Origin of the sequence: Salmonella sp. SAL04213, from assembly GCF_046550535.1 — a bacterium.
Lineage (GTDB): Bacteria > Pseudomonadota > Gammaproteobacteria > Enterobacterales > Enterobacteriaceae > Salmonella > Salmonella enterica.
The window spans coordinates 98875-118442 of record NZ_JBGDXS010000004.1 but is presented as its reverse complement, the minus strand read 5'-3'; the positions used below and the strand labels follow the sequence as shown (position 1 = coordinate 118442).

The 19568-nt window shown below is 52.9% G+C and carries 14 protein-coding genes and 1 pseudogene; 11 read left to right on the top strand and 4 right to left on the bottom strand.

The window, feature by feature from the left end; translation table 11 throughout:
- Positions 1 to 26: 26 nt before the first annotated feature.
- The 3 genes from ACLJPQ_RS12375 to yhhY form a co-directional block, all read right to left on the bottom strand.
- Complete coding sequence (locus ACLJPQ_RS12375) at positions 27 to 788, bottom strand: glutamine amidotransferase (RefSeq protein ID WP_001066509.1); 762 nt, start codon at positions 786 to 788, stop codon at positions 27 to 29.
- 15 nt (positions 789 to 803) lie between these two features.
- On the bottom strand, positions 804 to 2018 hold the full coding sequence (locus ACLJPQ_RS12370; protein WP_000667440.1) for a PfkB family carbohydrate kinase: 1215 nt from the start codon (positions 2016 to 2018) through the stop codon (positions 804 to 806).
- A 264-nt stretch (positions 2019 to 2282) separates the two neighbouring features.
- Positions 2283 to 2771 carry an N-acetyltransferase gene (gene yhhY / locus ACLJPQ_RS12365; RefSeq protein ID WP_001290278.1) on the bottom strand — a complete coding sequence of 163 codons (489 nt, stop codon included), beginning with the start codon at positions 2769 to 2771 and terminating at the stop codon, positions 2283 to 2285.
- Between the two features lie 469 nt (positions 2772 to 3240).
- Between yhhY and ACLJPQ_RS12360 the strand changes: the two genes are divergently transcribed.
- From ACLJPQ_RS12360 to gntU, 5 genes are all read left to right on the top strand, one after another.
- On the top strand, positions 3241 to 4278 hold the full coding sequence (locus tag ACLJPQ_RS12360; RefSeq protein WP_001728080.1) for an oxidoreductase: 1038 nt from the start codon (positions 3241 to 3243) through the stop codon (positions 4276 to 4278).
- Between the two features lie 123 nt (positions 4279 to 4401).
- Positions 4402 to 5097 carry a pirin family protein gene (locus ACLJPQ_RS12355; protein WP_079898625.1) on the top strand — a complete coding sequence of 232 codons (696 nt, stop codon included), beginning with the start codon at positions 4402 to 4404 and terminating at the stop codon, positions 5095 to 5097.
- Positions 5098 to 5226: 129 nt separating this feature from the next.
- Positions 5227 to 6222: a gluconate operon transcriptional repressor GntR gene (gene gntR / locus ACLJPQ_RS12350; protein ID WP_000730239.1), complete on the top strand. Its 996-nt coding sequence runs from the start codon at positions 5227 to 5229 to the stop codon at positions 6220 to 6222.
- A gap of 138 nt (positions 6223 to 6360) precedes the next feature.
- Positions 6361 to 6894, top strand: a complete 534-nt coding sequence (gene gntK, locus ACLJPQ_RS12345) for a gluconokinase (RefSeq protein ID WP_000108340.1) — start codon at positions 6361 to 6363, stop codon at positions 6892 to 6894.
- The gene (gntU, locus tag ACLJPQ_RS12340) at positions 6891 to 8231 is read left to right on the top strand and encodes a gluconate transporter (protein WP_000105950.1); all 1341 of its coding nucleotides are present in this window, start codon (positions 6891 to 6893) and stop codon (positions 8229 to 8231) included. The genes gntK and gntU overlap by 4 nt, the downstream gene beginning before the upstream one ends.
- Here the strand turns inward: gntU and ACLJPQ_RS12335 are convergent.
- Positions 8154 to 8527, bottom strand: a pseudogene (locus tag ACLJPQ_RS12335) (MarC family protein); the annotation flags it as partial. The gene gntU and the pseudogene ACLJPQ_RS12335 overlap by 78 nt on opposite strands.
- 126 nt (positions 8528 to 8653) lie before the next feature.
- Here ACLJPQ_RS12335 and asd point away from each other — a divergent pair.
- From asd to glgP, 6 genes are all read left to right on the top strand, one after another.
- Positions 8654 to 9760: an aspartate-semialdehyde dehydrogenase gene (gene asd, locus ACLJPQ_RS12330; protein ID WP_000799940.1), complete on the top strand. Its 1107-nt coding sequence runs from the start codon at positions 8654 to 8656 to the stop codon at positions 9758 to 9760.
- 347 nt (positions 9761 to 10107) lie between these two features.
- The gene (glgB, locus tag ACLJPQ_RS12325; RefSeq protein WP_000098548.1) at positions 10108 to 12294 is read left to right on the top strand and encodes a 1,4-alpha-glucan branching enzyme; all 2187 of its coding nucleotides are present in this window, start codon (positions 10108 to 10110) and stop codon (positions 12292 to 12294) included.
- Positions 12291 to 14267: a glycogen debranching protein GlgX gene (gene glgX / locus ACLJPQ_RS12320; protein WP_080185091.1), complete on the top strand. Its 1977-nt coding sequence runs from the start codon at positions 12291 to 12293 to the stop codon at positions 14265 to 14267. The genes glgB and glgX overlap by 4 nt, the downstream gene beginning before the upstream one ends.
- A gap of 14 nt (positions 14268 to 14281) precedes the next feature.
- On the top strand, positions 14282 to 15577 hold the full coding sequence (gene glgC, locus ACLJPQ_RS12315; RefSeq protein ID WP_000253994.1) for a glucose-1-phosphate adenylyltransferase: 1296 nt from the start codon (positions 14282 to 14284) through the stop codon (positions 15575 to 15577).
- Positions 15577 to 17010 carry a glycogen synthase GlgA gene (gene glgA / locus ACLJPQ_RS12310; protein ID WP_001197665.1) on the top strand — a complete coding sequence of 478 codons (1434 nt, stop codon included), beginning with the start codon at positions 15577 to 15579 and terminating at the stop codon, positions 17008 to 17010. Before glgC ends, glgA begins: the two co-directional genes overlap by 1 nt.
- A 19-nt stretch (positions 17011 to 17029) precedes the next feature.
- Positions 17030 to 19477 (top strand): glycogen phosphorylase, encoded by a 2448-nt coding sequence (glgP, locus tag ACLJPQ_RS12305; protein ID WP_000993424.1) that lies wholly within the window; start codon positions 17030 to 17032, stop codon positions 19475 to 19477.
- Positions 19478 to 19568: the final 91 nt, after the last annotated feature.

Below are 19568 nucleotides of genomic sequence, written 5' to 3'. Positions count from 1 at the left end.
AGTAACTTTCGTTACTCCATTGTTTTTTATTTCCTGGCGATGAATTGAAGCGTGTTGACCCACAGGTCGGTATAAAATGGCCATGACATAAACTGCTGGGTTCCCCAGTGTGGGGAGCAGTCACTCATAAAGCAGGCGGTTTTACCCTGTTGGTATTCACCGAACACTAACAATGGGTCATTATTTATTGTTAATACGACATCGGCATCGTCTCTGGCGACGGCCTGGTTATATCCAAGAAATACCGGATAATCTGAGAACCCGTTAACAACAGGATGTTCAGGTGAGACAGCCTCAGCACAGATACCCTCGGGCTTTTCTACCCGGTCATCGCCATCAAGCATAATAACTGGCAGAACCTCAGCAAGAACGGTGTTCTTATAATTGGCTTTTGCCTCAATACCCATAAATGACAGATAACCGCCAATCATGAGTAGTCCACCGCCATTTTTGACGTACTCTTTAATGGACTCCAGAGCGTTTGGTTTTATTTTTAGCTGATAAAATGTCTCGTTTTGCAACAGGAAGGTATTACTACCAATGTCGCTAATAACAATCACATCGTAACGGTTTAATTCGTCAATACTCTCTGGAAAGGCAATTTGTACCGTGTGGGCAGGCATGTAATCAATATCAACGCCGCCTTTCCTCAAGCATTCCAGTAACCATGTAGCGCCTTCTTCATATTTACTGGAGGTGAAACTGTCATAACCTTTTGAATGAATCATATGAATATGCCAGGATTCTCCAATAAAGAGCACCTTTAGTTTTTTCTGCGTATTGTTCATAGTCTGCTCCTTGATTTAGTGAGTAGAAATAGTTTGTTTGTAATGTGAACCCTGAATACGATGAAGAACGGAGTCGTTTTCCGGCATATCAGAGGCATTAGGCGTTTCAACCGCAAGTGAGGCAAATGCGCTGGCGTAGCACAATGCGGATGCCAGTGACTTTCCTTTTGCAAGACCAGATGCGAGGGCGCCATTGAAAGCATCACCCGCTCCCGCCGTATTTTTTACAACTGCCGGAAATGCCGGGGAATAGATGAATTGTGTGCCGTCATAAGCAAGCGAACCTTTGCTACCTAACGTAATAATGGTATTTTTGACGCCTTTCTGGTGAATAATTTTGGCCGCGCATTTGGCTGATTCGATATCATTAACCGCCATATTGGCCAGCAGGCCTGCTTCCGTTTCATTTGGCGTAATATAGTCAATGTTATCAATGATGGTGTTAACCATGTCATTGTATGGCGCTGGATTGATAATGACCGGTATGTCATTTTTTTGTGCGAGACGAATTGTTTGCTGCAGCGCTTCGTAATTCGTCTCCAGTTGGACAAGAACAATATCTGAATGAACAATGGCTTCTTTCTGAATGGTGATTTCATCAGGGGAAATTGTCATGTTGGCGCCAGGGTAGATAGCGATGACGTTATCTCCGGTATCTCCATTCACCATGATAGTTGCTGTACCTGTTTGTGTTTCTTTGGTCTGGTAGATAACACTTTTATGGATTTTTGATGAGTTTATAAAATTAATGGCGTAATCACTAAAATGATCTGAGCCGACTTTAGTAATAAAATGCACATCAGAGTCGGCATAGCTTGCTGCTAATGCCTGATTACATCCCTTACCGCCGGGTGAAAAAATAAATTTATCGGCCAGCAATGATTCTCCCGTTGAGGGTAATCTCGGTAGATAACTGATAATATCAACATTGAACGAGCCAATAACACATACATTATTTTTCATGGCAGAGAGACCTTTTTTTATTTTCTGCGCTGATTCATATTTTTCCAGCACATAAGCAATTTCATTTTTTGCGACGTTATCAAGAGAATCAAGGGTAATAAATGCACCACCATGACAGCGAGTAAGATATCCCTGTCCGGCAAGTTCATTGAGATCTGAACGAATAGTTTCCTTTGTTACCTTGAGACTTTTCGCCAGATTTGAAACTTTTACAACTCCCGAAATACTGAGTTCCTTCAATATTCTATGATGGCGTTCGAATTTCATTTTTTACCTCACCGTGGTTAAATTAGTCCCGGGAGGAGTATATTGTTGTGATTGTCACCATAAAGTGATGGCAGAAACCAAAAAAAAACAAAAATGTAATATTAATATTGCTAAAATTACGGAAAAAACGGTGATAAAGCTTAAAGTGGTAATAACCATGAAATTCAGATGGTTATTGTTTTGATATAGGGGAAGTAGGTTGCAATAACAGGAATGTGATGAAGGTTTGTGACGTTTCGCCCCACAGGGTGGGGCGGGGAAGCGCTATTTCACGCGCGCCATAAAGTACGCATCAACGTACTCGCCGTTGCGCAGGCCGTATTTCTTACCGGTGCCTTCGATTTCAAAGCCGTACTTCTTATACACCGCCACGGCGGGCTCGTTATCAACAAACACCGTTAACTCGATACGGTCAACGCGCAGCCAGTTGTCACACATGTCGATCATCGTGCGGATCAGCGCGCTGGCAATGCCGCGATTGTGCCACCGGGCATCCACGCAGATGCCAAAATCGGCCACGTGGCTGCGGCGAGGACGTTGGGTGACCTGAATAGAAAGATGGCCAACGACAATATCGTCAATGCAGGCAACCAGTTGTTTAACCCCGGCTTGCTCGGTTAGCCGCGCCTGCCACATTTCGAGGGAAGGATGAGGAACCTGTAGCGTGTTGTGGTACACCTCCGGCTGGGCGTGGATCTGACGAATGGCATCGTAATCTTTCGGTTCAGCGTGGCGTATCACTATTTCACTCATTCCTTATCTCCTGCAGGGTTAATTGTGTATTTACACTCGCTGAGAAAGAAAATTCCGTCAACCGCATTTTTTTTGCAAAAAGAAGTAGACAACTGCGAATGAGAATGATTATTATTGCCTTGCATTCAGGGGAACCCCTACGGAGAACCTGAAAGCACGACATTGCTCACATTGCTTCCAGTATTATTTTGGCCAGCTTTTGCTGGCTTTTTTTTGGTTTTGTTTCAGCCTGGCTTACTTGTCATTTTGTCCCCGGGAAGTGTTCGTGCTCCTCACGTACATTTAGTACGCTCCGGGCCCTGCGCGCTTGCCGTGAACAAACTGACCGCGACGCCGACGCCCGATCTTGAGGCATCTGCTTTTGTAGGCCCGAAAAGGCAACGCCGCATCCGGCTCTATGGCAGGATGGATTCAGTCTCCTCACGCTTTGCGCTATGGTGTAGACAATCATCTTCAAAAGGATCGTCTCATGACCTTACACTGCGCATTTATTGGATTCGGCAAAAGCACCACCCGTTACCATCTCCCCTACGTTCTGAATCGGAAAGATACCTGGCATGTCGCGCATATTTTCCGTCGTCACGCTAAACCGGAAGAGCAGGCGCCGCAGTATTCGCATATTCACTTCACCAGCGATCTGGATGAGGTGTTGGGCGATCCGCAGGTAAAACTGGTGATCGTCTGTACGCATGCTGACAGCCATTTCGAATACGCCAAACGCGCGCTGGAAGCGGGTAAAAATGTGCTGGTTGAGAAACCTTTCACGCCGACGCTGGCGGAGGCAAAAGTGTTGTTCGACCTGGCGCGAAGCAAAGGACTGACCGTCACGCCGTATCAGAATCGGCGTTTTGATTCCTGTTTTCTTACTGCTAAAAAAGCGATTGAGAGCGGGAAACTGGGCAAGATTGTCGAAATTGAAAGCCATTTCGATTATTACCGCCCGGTAGCAGAAACCAAACCGGGCCTGCCGCAGGATGGCGCTTTCTACGGACTTGGCGTCCACACCATGGATCAAATTATTTCGCTATTTGGCCGTCCGGATCATGTCGCGTATGACATTCGTAGCCTGCGTAATAAAGCGAATCCGGATGACACCTTTGAAGCGCAACTGTTTTATGGCGATTTGAAGGCTATCGTTAAAACCAGCCATCTGGTGAAAATCGACTATCCGAAGTTTATTGTTCACGGCACCAAAGGTTCGTTTGTGAAATACGGTATCGATCAACAAGAAACCAGCCTGAAAGCGAACATTATGCCTGGCGAACCCGGTTTCGCCGCTGACGAATCCGTCGGCGTGCTGGAATATGTTAACGATGACGGCGTTACGGTGAAAGAAGAGGTGAAACCGGAAACGGGTGACTATGGTCGCGTCTATGATGCGCTGTACCAGACGTTGACCGTCGGTACGCCTAATTACGTCAAGGAATCTGAAGTTCTTACCAATCTGGAAATCCTCGAACGTGCTTTCGAACAGGCATCGCCTGCGACGATAACCCTCGCTAAATAGCCTGCGCAGACTCCTCTTGGCTTGTTCATATTTTTTGAACAGAGGAGTCAATTTTCACCCTCTATGATCCCGGACGGAATGAGTCCACACTTATTCCATCGAAAACATCTGGGGGTGAACACAATGATCTACTTACGCAAAGCAAACGACCGCGGTCATGCGAATCATGGCTGGCTTGACTCCTGGCATACCTTTTCTTTTGCCGATTATTACGATCCGAACTTTATGGGGTTCTCGGCGCTGCGTGTGATTAACGACGATGTGATCGACGCAGGTCAGGGCTTTGGTACTCACCCCCATAAAGACATGGAAATCCTGACTTATGTGCTGGAAGGCGCGGTGGAGCATCAGGACAGTATGGGCAATAAAGAACAGGTTTCGGCCGGTGAATTCCAGATTATGAGCGCCGGGACCGGCGTTCGCCACTCCGAGTACAACCCGAGCAAAACGGATCGTCTGCGGCTGTACCAGATCTGGATCATTCCGCAAGAAACCGGCATCACGCCGCGCTACGAACAGCGCCGCTTCGACGCCGCGCAGGGCAAGCAACTGGTGCTTTCGCCAGATGCTCGCGATGGTTCGCTGAAGGTCCACCAGGATATGGAGCTGTACCGCTGGGCGCTGCTCAAAGATGAGCAATCGGTGCATCAGATTGCCGCTGAGCGCCGCGTCTGGATACAGGTGGTAAAAGGTAACGTGACCATTAACGGTACCAAAGCGACGACCAGCGACGGCCTGGCGATTTGGGATGAGCAGGCAATCTCGATTCATGCCGACAGCGACAGTGAAGTGTTGTTGTTTGACTTGCCGCCAGTCTAACGTGCTGTAACCTTTTGTAGGCCGGATAAGACGCGAAAGCGTTGCCATCCGGCTTTTCATCGTTTGTCATTAATTCCGCACGTCCGTGGTAAACTGGGCAAATCTATCCCTTTTATACCTTTCAGGACGATGAAAAAGAAAAGACCCGTACTTCAGGATGTGGCCGACCGTGTGGGCGTGACCAAAATGACGGTCAGCCGTTTTTTGCGTAATCCGGAGCAGGTCTCCGTCGCGCTGCGGGGTAAAATTGCGGCTGCGCTTGATGAGCTCGGGTACATTCCTAATCGCGCGCCTGACATTCTTTCCAACGCCACCAGCCGCGCCATTGGCGTTCTGCTGCCGTCTTTAACCAACCAGGTCTTTGCGGAAGTGTTACGCGGCATTGAGGCTGTCACCGACGCGCATGGTTATCAAACCATGCTAGCGCACTACGGCTATAAACCGGAGATGGAGCAGGAGCGCCTGGAATCGATGCTCTCCTGGAATATCGACGGCCTGATCCTCACTGAGCGTACCCATACGCCGCGCACCTTAAAAATGATCGAAGTCGCCGGGATTCCGGTGGTGGAACTGATGGACAGCCAGTCGCCGTGTCTCGATATTGCCGTTGGTTTTGACAACTTCGAGGCCGCCCGTCAGATGACCGCCGCGATTATCGCGCGCGGTCATCGTCATATCGCCTATCTGGGGGCGCGCCTCGACGAACGTACTATCATCAAGCAGAAGGGCTATGAACAGGCGATGCGGGACGCAGGCCTGGTTCCTTACAGTGTGATGATGGAGCAATCTTCATCCTACTCTTCCGGTATCGAACTCATGCGCCAGGCGCGACGCGAATACCCACAGCTTGACGGTATTTTTTGCACCAACGATGACCTGGCGGTGGGGGCGGCCTTCGAATGCCAGCGCCTGGGGCTAAAAATCCCGGACGACATGGCGATCGCCGGGTTCCACGGTCATGACATCGGCCAGGTGATGGAACCGCGTCTGGCAAGCGTCCTGACGCCGCGCGAGCGAATGGGCAGCATTGGCGCGGAACGTCTGTTGGCCCGCATTCGCGGCGAAACGGTCACGCCGAAAATGTTAGATTTAGGTTTCACCTTGTCACCGGGCGGATCTATTTAGTCTGACAACTTTGAAGTAGCTCACACTTATTCACTTTTGGCACGAATGGTCATTGCGTCGTGAATGGTGCGGTTGGACAATGTTACCGATAACAGTTACCCGTAACAAATTTTGCAACTTGTAGAGTGGGGGCCCGCTTTGAGCACGACTAATCATGATCACCACGTTTACGTTCTGATGGGCGTATCAGGCAGCGGTAAATCCGCTGTCGCAAGCGCCGTGGCGCATCAGCTTCATGCCGCGTTTCTGGACGGCGATTTTCTGCATCCGCGCTGCAATATTGAAAAAATGGCTTCCGGCGAGCCGTTGAATGATGATGACCGCAAACCGTGGTTACAGGCGCTGAACGACGCCGCTTTCGCGATGCAGCGAACCAATAAAATCTCGCTGATCGTCTGTTCCGCACTGAAAAAACATTATCGTGACCTGCTGCGCGAGGGAAACCCGAACCTCTCCTTTATCTACCTGAAAGGTGATTTCGACGTCATTGAAAGCCGTCTGAAAGCGCGCAAAGGTCATTTCTTCAAAACCCAGATGCTGGTGACGCAGTTTGAAACGCTGCAAGAGCCGGGTGCCGACGAACGCGATGTTCTGGTGGTGGATATCGACCAGCCGCTGGAAGACGTCGTGGCGAGCACCATTGAGGTCATCAATAAAGGCAGTACGCTGTGAGTACATTAACACTGGTTTTAACCGCCGTCGGTTCCGTCTTACTGCTGCTGTTTCTCGTGATGAAGGCGCGTATGCACGCCTTCGTCGCGTTAATGGTCGTCTCGATGGGCGCGGGGCTTTTTTCAGGGATGCCGCTTGATAAAATCGCCGCGACCATGGAAAAAGGGATGGGCGGCACGCTGGGATTCCTGGCGATTGTGGTCGCGCTGGGGGCGATGTTCGGCAAGATTCTGCATGAAACCGGCGCGGTCGATCAGATAGCCGTGAAAATGCTTAAATCCTTTGGCCATAACCGCGCGCACTATGCGATTGGCCTGGCCGGCTTGATTTGCGCGCTCCCGCTGTTCTTTGAAGTGGCGATTGTGCTGCTGATAAGTGTGGCGTTCTCAATGGCGCGTCATACCGGCACAAACCTGGTGAAGCTGGTCATTCCGCTGTTTGCGGGCGTGGCGGCAGCCGCGGCGTTTTTGTTGCCTGGGCCTGCGCCGATGCTGCTGGCTTCCCAGATGCATGCTGATTTCGGCTGGATGATCCTGATTGGGCTGTGCGCCGCCATTCCTGGCATGATTATCGCCGGGCCGCTGTGGGGGAATTTTATCAGCCGCTACGTTGAGCTGCGTATTCCTGACGACATTACCGAGCCGCATCTGGGTGAAGGTAAAATGCCTTCTTTCGGCTTCAGCCTGTCGCTGATCCTGCTGCCGTTGGTGCTGGTAGGGCTGAAAACGATCGCCGCGCGTTTTGTGCCGGAAGGTTCCACCGCTTACGAATGGTTTGAGTTTATCGGCCACCCCTTCACTGCGATTCTGGTCGCTTGTCTGGTTGCGATTTACGGCCTGGCGATGCGTCAGGGGATGCCGAAAGACAAAGTGATGGAAATCTGCGGCCACGCGCTGCAACCGGCGGGCATTATCCTGCTGGTGATTGGCGCAGGCGGGGTGTTCAAACAGGTACTGGTTGACTCCGGCGTCGGCCCGGCGCTGGGCGAAGCGTTAACCGGTATGGGACTGCCGATTGCCATTACCTGCTTTGTGCTGGCGGCGGCGGTGCGCATCATTCAGGGTTCCGCGACCGTGGCGTGTTTAACCGCGGTCGGTCTGGTGATGCCGGTCATTGAGCAACTGAATTTCTCCGGCGCGCAGATGGCGGCGCTCTCTATCTGTATCGCCGGCGGTTCAATTGTGGTTTCTCATGTTAACGACGCTGGCTTCTGGCTGTTCGGTAAATTTACCGGCGCGACCGAAGCGCAGACGCTGAAGACCTGGACGATGATGGAAACTATCCTCGGCACGGTCGGCGCGATTGTCGGGATGATTGCTTTCCAACTGCTGAGCTGAGTCTTGTTGCCCGGTGGCGCTGTGCTTACCGGGCCTGGAAACGGGCACATATCGACACCGTAAGCCGGGTAAGGCGTAATCGCTACCCGGTTTTTTATTGAGGTGTGCATGGCAATCGCCCAACGACATTTTGCCTCGCCATGTTTCAGTACGCGCATAAAAGCAGGAAAATTTCTACGCTGATCCATAATTAGGATCAATAAAACAGCGACGGAAATGATTCCCTTCCTAACGCAAATTCCCTGATAATCGCCACTGGACTTTCTGCTTGCGCGGTAAGGCAGGATAAGTCGCATTACTGATGGCTTCGCTATCATTGATTAATTTCACTTGCGACTTTGGCTGCTTTTTGTATGGTGAAGGATGCGCCACAGGATACTGGCGCGCATACACAGCACATCTCTTTGCAGGAAAAAAACGCTATGAAAAATGTTGGTTTTATCGGCTGGCGCGGAATGGTCGGCTCTGTTCTCATGCAACGCATGGTAGAGGAGCGCGATTTCGACGCTATTCGCCCTGTTTTCTTTTCTACCTCCCAGTTTGGACAGGCGGCGCCCACCTTCGGCGACACCTCCACCGGCACGCTACAGGACGCTTTTGATCTGGATGCGCTAAAAGCGCTCGATATCATCGTGACCTGCCAGGGCGGCGATTATACCAACGAAATTTATCCAAAGCTGCGCGAAAGCGGATGGCAGGGTTACTGGATTGACGCGGCTTCTACGCTGCGCATGAAAGATGATGCCATTATTATTCTCGACCCGGTCAACCAGGACGTGATTACCGACGGCCTGAACAATGGCGTGAAGACCTTTGTGGGCGGTAACTGTACCGTTAGCCTGATGTTGATGTCGCTGGGCGGTCTCTTTGCCCATAATCTCGTTGACTGGGTATCCGTCGCGACCTATCAGGCCGCCTCCGGCGGCGGCGCGCGCCATATGCGCGAGCTGTTAACCCAGATGGGTCAGTTGTATGGCCATGTCGCCGATGAACTGGCGACGCCGTCTTCCGCAATTCTTGATATTGAACGCAAAGTTACGGCATTGACCCGCAGCGGCGAGCTGCCGGTTGATAACTTTGGCGTACCGCTGGCGGGAAGCCTGATCCCCTGGATCGACAAACAGCTCGATAACGGCCAGAGCCGCGAAGAGTGGAAAGGCCAGGCGGAAACCAACAAGATTCTCAATACTGCCTCTGTGATTCCGGTTGATGGTTTGTGCGTGCGCGTCGGCGCGCTGCGCTGTCACAGCCAGGCGTTCACCATCAAGCTGAAAAAAGAGGTATCCATTCCGACGGTGGAAGAACTGCTGGCGGCACATAATCCGTGGGCGAAAGTGGTGCCGAACGATCGTGATATCACTATGCGCGAATTAACCCCGGCGGCGGTGACCGGCACGTTGACTACGCCGGTTGGTCGTCTGCGTAAGCTGAACATGGGGCCAGAGTTCTTGTCGGCGTTTACCGTAGGCGACCAGTTGTTATGGGGCGCCGCCGAGCCGCTGCGTCGAATGCTGCGCCAGTTGGCGTAGTGGCTATTGTAGCGCTTATCGGGCCTGCGTGTGGTTCTGTAGGCCGGATAAGGCGCGCTCGCGCCGCCATCCGGCGGGGGAATTTGTGTTAAACCAGGGGTGCATCGTCACCCTTTTTTTTGCGTAATACAGGAGTAAACGCAGATGTTTCATTTTTATCAGGAGTTAAGCAGAGCATTGGCTATTCTTTAAGGGTAGCTTAATCCCACGGGTATTAAGCCTAACCTGAAGGTAGGACGACGCAGATAGGATGCACAGTGTGCTGCGCCGTTCAGGTCAAAGAAGTGTCACTACCTGATGTTGAATTCAGTGAGATGGAGTGACGCCACAAAACAGGATGACAAACCATGTCCAGTCGTATCGATAGAGACGTGATTAATGCGCTAATTGCAGGACATTTTGCGGACCCTTTTTCCGTACTCGGAATGCACCAGACCCAAGCCGGACTAGAAGTCCGCGCCCTATTACCTGACGCCACCGACGTATGGGTGATTGAACCCAAAACCGGACGTAAAGTCGGCAAACTGGAATGTCTCGACGCTCGCGGTTTTTTCTGCGGCGTTTTACCCCGACGTAAAAATTTCTTTCGCTATCAGCTCGCCGTGACCTGGCACGGACAGCAGAACCTCATCGACGATCCTTACCGTTTTGGTCCATTAATACAGGAAATGGATGCCTGGTTATTATCGGAAGGCACCCACCTGCGTCCTTATGAAACGCTGGGCGCGCACGCCGATACGATGGATGGCGTCACCGGCACCCGTTTCTCCGTCTGGGCGCCTAATGCTCGTCGCGTTTCGGTTGTCGGGCAATTCAACTATTGGGATGGGCGTCGCCACCCGATGCGTCTGCGCAAAGAGAGCGGTATTTGGGAGCTGTTTATCCCCGGCGCGCATAATGGACAACTGTATAAATTCGAGCTGCTTGATGCGAACGGTAATCTGCGCATTAAAGCCGATCCCTATGCTTTTGAGGCGCAGATGCGTCCGGAAACGGCGTCGATGATTTGCGGACTGCCGGAGAAAGTGACGCCAAGCGAAGAACGACAAAAAGCCAATCAGTTTGATGCGCCGATCTCGATTTATGAGGTGCATTTAGGTTCATGGCGCCGCCATACGGATAACAATTTCTGGCTGAGCTATCGTGAGCTGGCGGATCAGCTTGTGCCTTACGCCAAATGGATGGGCTTTACGCACCTTGAACTCTTGCCGGTCAACGAACATCCGTTTGACGGCAGTTGGGGCTACCAGCCGACCGGCCTCTACGCGCCGACCCGCCGCTTTGGTACGCGGGACGACTTCCGCTATTTCATCAATGCGGCCCATGCGGCGGGCCTTAACGTCATTCTCGACTGGGTGCCGGGCCATTTCCCGTCCGATGAATTTAGCCTCGCGGAGTTTGACGGCACCCACCTCTATGAGCACAGCGACCCGCGCGAGGGCTATCACCAGGACTGGAATACGCTGATCTACAACTATGGTCGTCGTGAAGTCAGTAATTATCTGGTGGGCAACGCCCTGTACTGGATGGAGCGTTTTGGGATTGATGCGCTGCGTGTCGATGCGGTGGCCTCTATGATCTACCGCGACTACAGCCGCAAAGAGGGCGAGTGGATACCGAACGAGTTCGGCGGTCGTGAAAACCTGGAAGCCATTGAGTTTCTGCGCAATACCAACCGCATTATTGGCGAGCAGGTGCCCGGCGCGGTCAGCATGGCGGAAGAGTCGACAGACTTCGCTGGCGTGACGCGTCCACCGGAAACGGGCGGCCTGGGGTTCTGGTACAAGTGGAATCTGGGCTGGATGCACGACACGCTGGACTACATGAAGCTGGACCCGGTGTACCGCCAGTATCATCACGACAAGCTGACCTTTGGTATGTTGTACAACCATACCGAAAACTTTGTTCTGCCGCTGTCGCACGATGAGGTGGTTCACGGCAAGAAATCCATTCTCGATCGTATGCCGGGCGATGCGTGGCAAAAATTTGCCAACCTGCGCGCCTACTATGGCTGGATGTGGGCCTTTCCCGGCAAGAAACTGCTATTTATGGGGAATGAGTTTGCCCAGGGACGCGAGTGGAACCATGACGCCAGCCTCGACTGGCACCTGCTGGAGGGGGGCGATAACTGGCACCACGGGGTTCAGCGTCTGGTACGCGATCTCAACCACACCTATCGCCACCATAAAGCGTTGCATGAGCTGGATTTTGATGCTTACGGCTTTGAGTGGCTGGTGGTCGATGACAATGAACGCTCGGTACTGATTTTTGTACGCCGTGATAAAGCCGGTAACGAGATCATCGTCGCCAGCAACTTTACGCCCGTGCCTCGCCACGACTACCGCTTTGGCATCAATCAGCCGGGACGCTGGCGTGAAATTCTCAATACTGATTCGATGCATTATCACGGTAGCAACACCGGCAATGGCGGCGTGGTGCACAGCGATGAGATCGAAAGCCATGGCCGTCAGCACTCTCTTAACCTGACGTTACCGCCGTTGGCGACGATCTGGCTGATGCGGGAGGGGGAATGACGCAGCTTGCGATCGGCGAAGCAACGCCGCATGGCGCAACGTATGACGGTCATGGCGTGAATTTCACGCTCTTTTCCGCCCATGCGGAGCGCGTAGAGCTGTGCGTTTTTGATTCCCGAGGGAATGAGCGTCGCTATGACCTGCCAGGACGTCGCGGCGATGTCTGGCATGGTTATCTGGCAGGCGCCAGGCCAGGTTTGCGCTATGGCTATCGCGTACATGGCCCGTGGCAACCAGCGCAGGGGCATCGGTTTAATCCGGCGAAGTTACTGCTTGACCCTTATGCGCGCCGGGTCGAGGGTGAACTAAAAGATCATCCGCTGTTGCACGGCGGACACGATGAACCGGACTACCGCGATAACGCGGCGGTGGCGCCGAAAAGCGTGGTAATCAGCGACCATTATGACTGGGAAGATGACGCCGCGCCGCGCACGCCGTGGGGAAAAACGATCATCTATGAAGCGCATGTCAAAGGGCTTACCTACCTGCATCCGGAACTCCCCCAGGAGATACGCGGCACCTATAAAGCGCTCGGTCATCCGGTCATGGTGGCGTACTTCAAACAGCTTGGCATTACGGCGCTGGAACTGTTGCCGGTAGCGCAGTTTGCCAGCGAGCCGCGCCTGCAACGTATGGGACTGACCAATTATTGGGGTTACAACCCGATGGCGATGTTCGCGCTGCATCCCGCCTGGGCCAGTTCGCCCGAGACGGCGCTGGACGAGTTTCGCGATGCGGTGAAAGCGCTGCATCGCGCGGGGATTGAGGTCATTCTGGACATCGTATTAAACCATAGCGCCGAGCTGGATCTGGACGGTCCAACCTTCTCCCTGCGCGGAATTGATAACCGTAGCTATTATTGGATAAGGGACGATGGCGATTATCACAACTGGACGGGGTGCGGCAACACGCTCAATTTAAGCCATCCCGGCGTGGTGGAATACGCGTGCGAGTGTTTGCGCTATTGGGTGGAAACCTGTCATGTCGATGGTTTTCGTTTTGATTTGGCGTCCGTCATGGGGCGCACGCCGACGTTTCGCCAGGATGCGCCGCTGTTCGCCGCGATTAAAGCGTGTCCTGTGTTATCAACGGTCAAGCTGATTGCTGAACCGTGGGATATTGGCGAGGGCGGCTATCAGGTCGGGAATTTTCCGCCACCGTTTGCCGAGTGGAACGATCATTTTCGCGATGCGGCCCGCCGATTCTGGTTGCCGCGTAACCTGACGACCGGGGAGTTTGCCTGTCGTTTCGCCGCTTCCAGCGATGTGTTTAAACGCAATGGCCGCGCGCCCGGCGCCTCTGTCAATCTGCTCACGGCGCATGACGGTTTTACGCTCCGGGACTGCGTCTGTTTCAATCAGAAACACAATGAGGCGAACGGTGAGGAAAATCGCGACGGCACCAACAGCAATTACAGCGACAATCATGGTAAAGAAGGATTAGGCGGTCCGCTTGATTTAATGGAGCGGCGGCGCGACAGCATTCATGCCCTGCTGGCGACGCTACTGCTCTCTCAGGGAACGCCGATGCTGCTGGCAGGCGATGAACACGGCCATAGCCAGCACGGCAACAATAACGCCTACTGTCAGGATAATGCCTTAACCTGGCTGGACTGGCAGCAGGCAAACCGTGGGTTAACCACGTTTACCGCCGCGCTGATTCGTTTGCGTCAGCAGATACCGGCTTTAACCGGCAATAGCTGGTGGGAAGAAGGCGATGGCAACGTGCGTTGGTTAAATAAAAACGCGCAACCCTTGAGTGCGGATGAGTGGCAAAACGGGCCTAAGCTGATGCAAATTCTGTTGTCGGACCGTTTTCTGATTGCGATAAATGCCACGCTTGAGGTGACAGATATAGTTTTACCCGAAGGGGAATGGCGCGCCGTTCCCCCATTCGCTGGAGAGGATAATCCGGTGATAACGGCGGTCTGGCAGGGACCTGCGCATGGACTGTGTGTGTTCCAGAGAGGATAAAAAAGGAGTTAATCATGGTGAGTTTAGAGAAGAACGATCGTGTAATGTTGGCGCGCCAGCTGCCATTGAAATCTGTTGCCCTAATCCTGGCCGGCGGCCGCGGCACGCGTCTAAAAGATTTAACGAACAAACGCGCCAAACCAGCCGTCCACTTTGGTGGGAAGTTCCGCATCATCGATTTCGCCTTATCTAATTGTCTGAACTCCGGGATTCGCCGTATCGGCGTGATCACTCAGTATCAGTCCCATACGCTGGTGCAGCATATTCAGCGTGGCTGGTCACTGTTTAGCGAAGAGATGAACGAATTTGTCGATCTGCTGCCAGCTCAACAGCGTATGAAGGGCGAAAACTGGTATCGCGGCACGGCAGACGCGGTGACCCAGAACCTGGATATTATTCGTCGCTATAAAGCGGAATATGTCGTCATCCTGGCAGGCGATCATATCTACAAGCAGGACTACTCGCGTATGTTGATCGATCACGTTGAAAAGGGCGCGCGTTGCACGGTGGCCTGTATGCCGGTGCCGATCAAAGAAGCGACGGCGTTCGGCGTGATGGCGGTCGATGAAAGCGACAAGATTATTGATTTTGTCGAAAAACCGGCGAATCCCCCCGCAATGCCTGGTGACGCCAGTAAAGCGCTGGCCAGTATGGGCATTTACGTTTTTGACGCCGATTACCTGTATGAATTGCTGGCGGCAGACGATAAAGATGACGCTTCCAGCCACGATTTCGGTAAAGACATTATCCCCAAAATCACCCGCGAAGGTATGGCTTACGCGCATCCTTTCCCGCTCTCCTGCGTGCAGTCCGATCCACAAGCCGAACCGTACTGGCGCGATGTAGGTACGCTGGAAGCTTACTGGAAGGCGAACCTGGATTTAGCCTCGGTGACGCCGGAGCTGGATATGTATGACCAGAACTGGCCTATCCGTACGCATATGGAATCGCTACCGCCTGCGAAATTCGTGCAGGACCGCTCAGGTAGCCACGGTATGACGCTGAACTCGCTGGTCTCCGGCGGCTGCATTATCTCCGGTTCGGTGGTGGTGCAATCTGTGCTCTTCCCACGGGTGAGAATAAATTCTTTTTGTAATATTGATTCGGCAGTGTTGTTACCTGAGGTTTGGGTAGGGCGCTCCTGCCGTTTACGTCGCTGTGTTATTGACCGTGCCTGTATTATCCCGGAAGGCATGGTGATTGGTGAAAATGCGGAAGAGGACGCTCGTCGTTTCTACCGTTCAGAAGAAGGTATTGTACTGGTCACGCGTGAAATGCTGCGCAAACTGCAGGTCAAACAGGAGCGATAATGCAGGTTTTACATGTATGTTCAGAGATGTTCCCCCTGCTGAAGACTGGGGGGCTGGCGGATGTGATAGGCGCGTTGCCTGCGGCACAAATTGCGGATGGTGTTGATGTTCGCGTTCTGCTTCCAGGGTTTCCCGATATCCGTCGGGGGATACCCGATGCGCATGTGGTGAGCCGCCGCGATACTTTCGCAGGTAAGATATCGCTGCTGTTCGGGCATTATAACGGCGTGGGCATTTATCTGATCGACGCGCCGCATCTGTACGAGCGTCCAGGCAGTCCCTATCACGATACGAATTTATATGCCTATACCGATAACGTGCTGCGCTTTGCTCTGTTAGGGTGGGTCGGCTGTGAAATGGCCTGCGGACTTGATCCATTCTGGCGCCCCGACGTGGTGCACGCCCATGACTGGCACGCCGGGCTGGCGCCCGCCTATCTGGCGGCGCGCGGGCGGCCGGCGAAATCGGTCTTTACCGTACACAACCTGGCCTATCAAGGCATGTTTTATGCAAAGCATATGGATGACATCGAACTGCCGTGGTCATTCTTTAATATGCATGGGCTGGAGTTCAACGGACAACTCTCCTTTTTGAAGGCCGGTTTGTACTATGCCGACCATATTACGGCGGTGAGCCCGACCTATGCGCGTGAAATTACTGAACCGCAGTTTGCTTATGGTATGGAAGGCCTGCTGCGCCAGCGTCATCTGGAAGGGCGCTTGTCCGGCATACTGAACGGCGTGGATGAGAAGATCTGGAACCCGGAAGCCGATCTGCTGCTGGCGTCGCGCTACACGCGCGATACCCTGGAAGAGAAGGCGGAAAACAAACGTCAGCTACAAATTGCGATGGGGTTAAAGGTTAACGACAAAGTGCCGCTGTTCGCCGTGGTAAGCCGTCTGACCAACCAGAAAGGTCTGGATCTGGTGCTGGAGGCGTTACCGGGGCTGCTGGAGCAGGGCGGGCAGTTGGCGCTACTCGGCGCGGGCGATCCGGTGCTTCAGGAAGGGTTCCTCGCGGCGGCGGCGGAACACCCAGGGCAGGTTGGCGTACAGATCGGCTATCACGAAGCTTTCTCGCATCGCATTATGGGCGGCGCGGACGTTATTCTGGTGCCCAGTCGTTTCGAACCGTGCGGCTTAACGCAGTTATATGGCTTAAAGTATGGCACGCTGCCTCTGGTGCGGCGTACCGGGGGGTTGGCCGATACGGTCTCCGACAGTTCGCTGGAAAATCTGGCGGACGGTATCGCCAGCGGTTTTGTCTTCGAAGACAGTAACGCCTGGTCGTTGCTACGCGCGATTCGGCGTGCTTTTGTGTTGTGGTCACGGCCTTCGCTTTGGCGGTTTGTACAACGGCAGGCGATGGCGATGGATTTTAGCTGGCAAGTTGCCGCGAAATCATACCGCGAGCTGTACTATCGCTTGAAATAGTCATCCAGGAATCATTTATATGAATGCTCCGTTTACTTATGCATCGCCCACACTCAGCGTTGAGGCGCTTAAGCATTCTATTGCCTATAAGCTGATGTTTACGATTGGTAAAGACCCGGTCATTGCCAATAAACATGAATGGCTGAACGCCACGTTGTTCGCGGTGCGCGATCGTCTGGTGGAGCGCTGGCTGCGTTCTAATCGAGCTCAATTATCGCAGGAAACCCGGCAGGTTTATTACCTGTCGATGGAGTTTTTGATTGGTCGTACCCTCTCTAACGCGCTGCTCTCGCTGGGCATTTATGATGACGTTAAAGGCGCGCTGGAGGCCATGGGCTTAGATCTCGAAGAGCTGATCGATGAAGAGAATGACCCAGGGCTTGGTAACGGCGGCTTAGGACGGCTGGCGGCTTGCTTCCTGGACTCGCTGGCGACGCTAGGATTACCGGGTCGCGGGTATGGCATTCGCTACGATTACGGCATGTTTAAGCAGAATATTGTCGACGGGCGGCAAAAAGAATCTCCGGATTACTGGCTGGAATATGGCAACCCGTGGGAGTTCAAGCGCCACAATACGCGCTATAAGGTGCTTTTTGGCGGGCGCATTCAGCAGGAAGGTAAAAAAGCGCGCTGGATTGAGACGGAAGAGATTCTGGCCGTCGCGTATGATCAGATCATCCCCGGTTACGACACCGACGCCACTAACACACTGCGGCTGTGGAATGCGCAGGCCAGTAGTGAAATCAACCTCGGTAAATTCAACCAGGGCGACTACTTTGCGGCGGTGGAAGATAAAAACCACTCTGAGAACGTTTCACGGGTGCTCTACCCGGACGATTCCACCTATTCCGGACGAGAGCTACGCCTGCGCCAGGAGTATTTTCTGGTCTCGGCGACAGTGCAGGATATCCTGCACCGTCATTATCAACTGCATAAAACCTATGAGAATCTGGCGGATAAAATCGCCATTCACCTCAATGATACGCATCCGGTGCTGTCAATTCCTGAGCTGATGCGCCTGCTGATTGATGAGCATAAATTTAGCTGGGACGACGCGTTTGAGGTGTGCTGTCAGGTCTTCTCTTATACCAACCATACGTTGATGAGCGAGGCGCTGGAGACCTGGCCCGTCGATATGCTGGGGAAAATTCTGCCCCGTCACCTGCAGATTATCTTCGAGATTAACGACTATTTCCTGAAAACTTTGCAGGAGCAATATCCCAACGATACCAGCCTGCTTGGACGCGCGTCGATTATTGATGAGTCGAACGGTCGCCGGGTACGGATGGCCTGGCTGGCGGTGGTGGTCAGCCATAAAGTCAACGGCGTTTCTGAACTCCATTCCAACCTGATGGTGCAGTCGCTGTTCGCGGATTTTGCGAAGATTTTTCCGACCCGTTTTTGTAACGTCACTAACGGCGTTACGCCGCGCCGCTGGCTGGCGCTGGCAAACCCGCCGCTGTCTGACGTGCTGGATGAGAATATTGGTCGTACCTGGCGTACCGATCTTAGTCAGCTCAGCGAGCTGAAGCAGCATTGTGATTATCCGCTGGTCAATCATGCGGTGCGTCAGGCGAAGCTGGAAAATAAAAAACGGCTGGCGGTAGTGATAGCGCAACAACTGAATGTGGTGGTGAACCCTAAAGCGTTATTTGACGTGCAGATTAAGCGTATTCACGAATACAAGCGGCAGTTGATGAATGTACTGCATGTCATTACCCGCTATAACCGCATTAAAGAAAATCCGGAGGCCGACTGGGTGCCGCGGGTGAATATTTTTGCTGGTAAGGCGGCTTCCGCCTATTACATGGCAAAACACATTATTCATCTGATCAACGACGTGGCGAAAGTGATTAACAACGATCCGCAGATTGGCGACAAGCTGAAAGTAGTGTTTATCCCGAACTACAGCGTCAGCCTGGCGCAGGTAATCATTCCCGCTGCCGACCTGTCTGAGCAGATTTCGCTGGCAGGGACAGAAGCTTCCGGCACCAGTAATATGAAATTTGCCCTGAACGGCGCGCTCACCATTGGTACGCTGGATGGCGCGAACGTAGAGATGCAGGAGCATGTCGGCGAGGAGAATATCTTTATCTTCGGTAATACTGCCGAAGAGGTGGAAGCGTTGCGCAGGCAGGGTTATAAGCCTCGCGACTATTATGAAAAAGATGAAGAGCTACATCAGGTACTGACGCAGATTGGTAGCGGCGTCTTTAATCCGGAAGAGCCAGGCCGTTACCGCGATCTGGTAGATTCGCTGATTAACTTTGGCGATCACTATCAGGTGCTGGCGGACTACCGCAGCTACGTGGACTGCCAGGATAAGGTGGATGAGTTGTATCGTCGCCCGGAAGAATGGACGACGAAAGCGATGCTCAACATTGCCAATATGGGCTACTTCTCATCGGACAGAACCATCAAAGAGTATGCCGAAAATATCTGGCATATTGATCCGGTGCGGTTGTAGCGGTTTAACGCTTGAGAACGGGGCCAAACGGCCCCGTTTTTTATCGTGGTATATTCGGGAGGTATGCCGATATTCGTCTGCTGAATCTGTT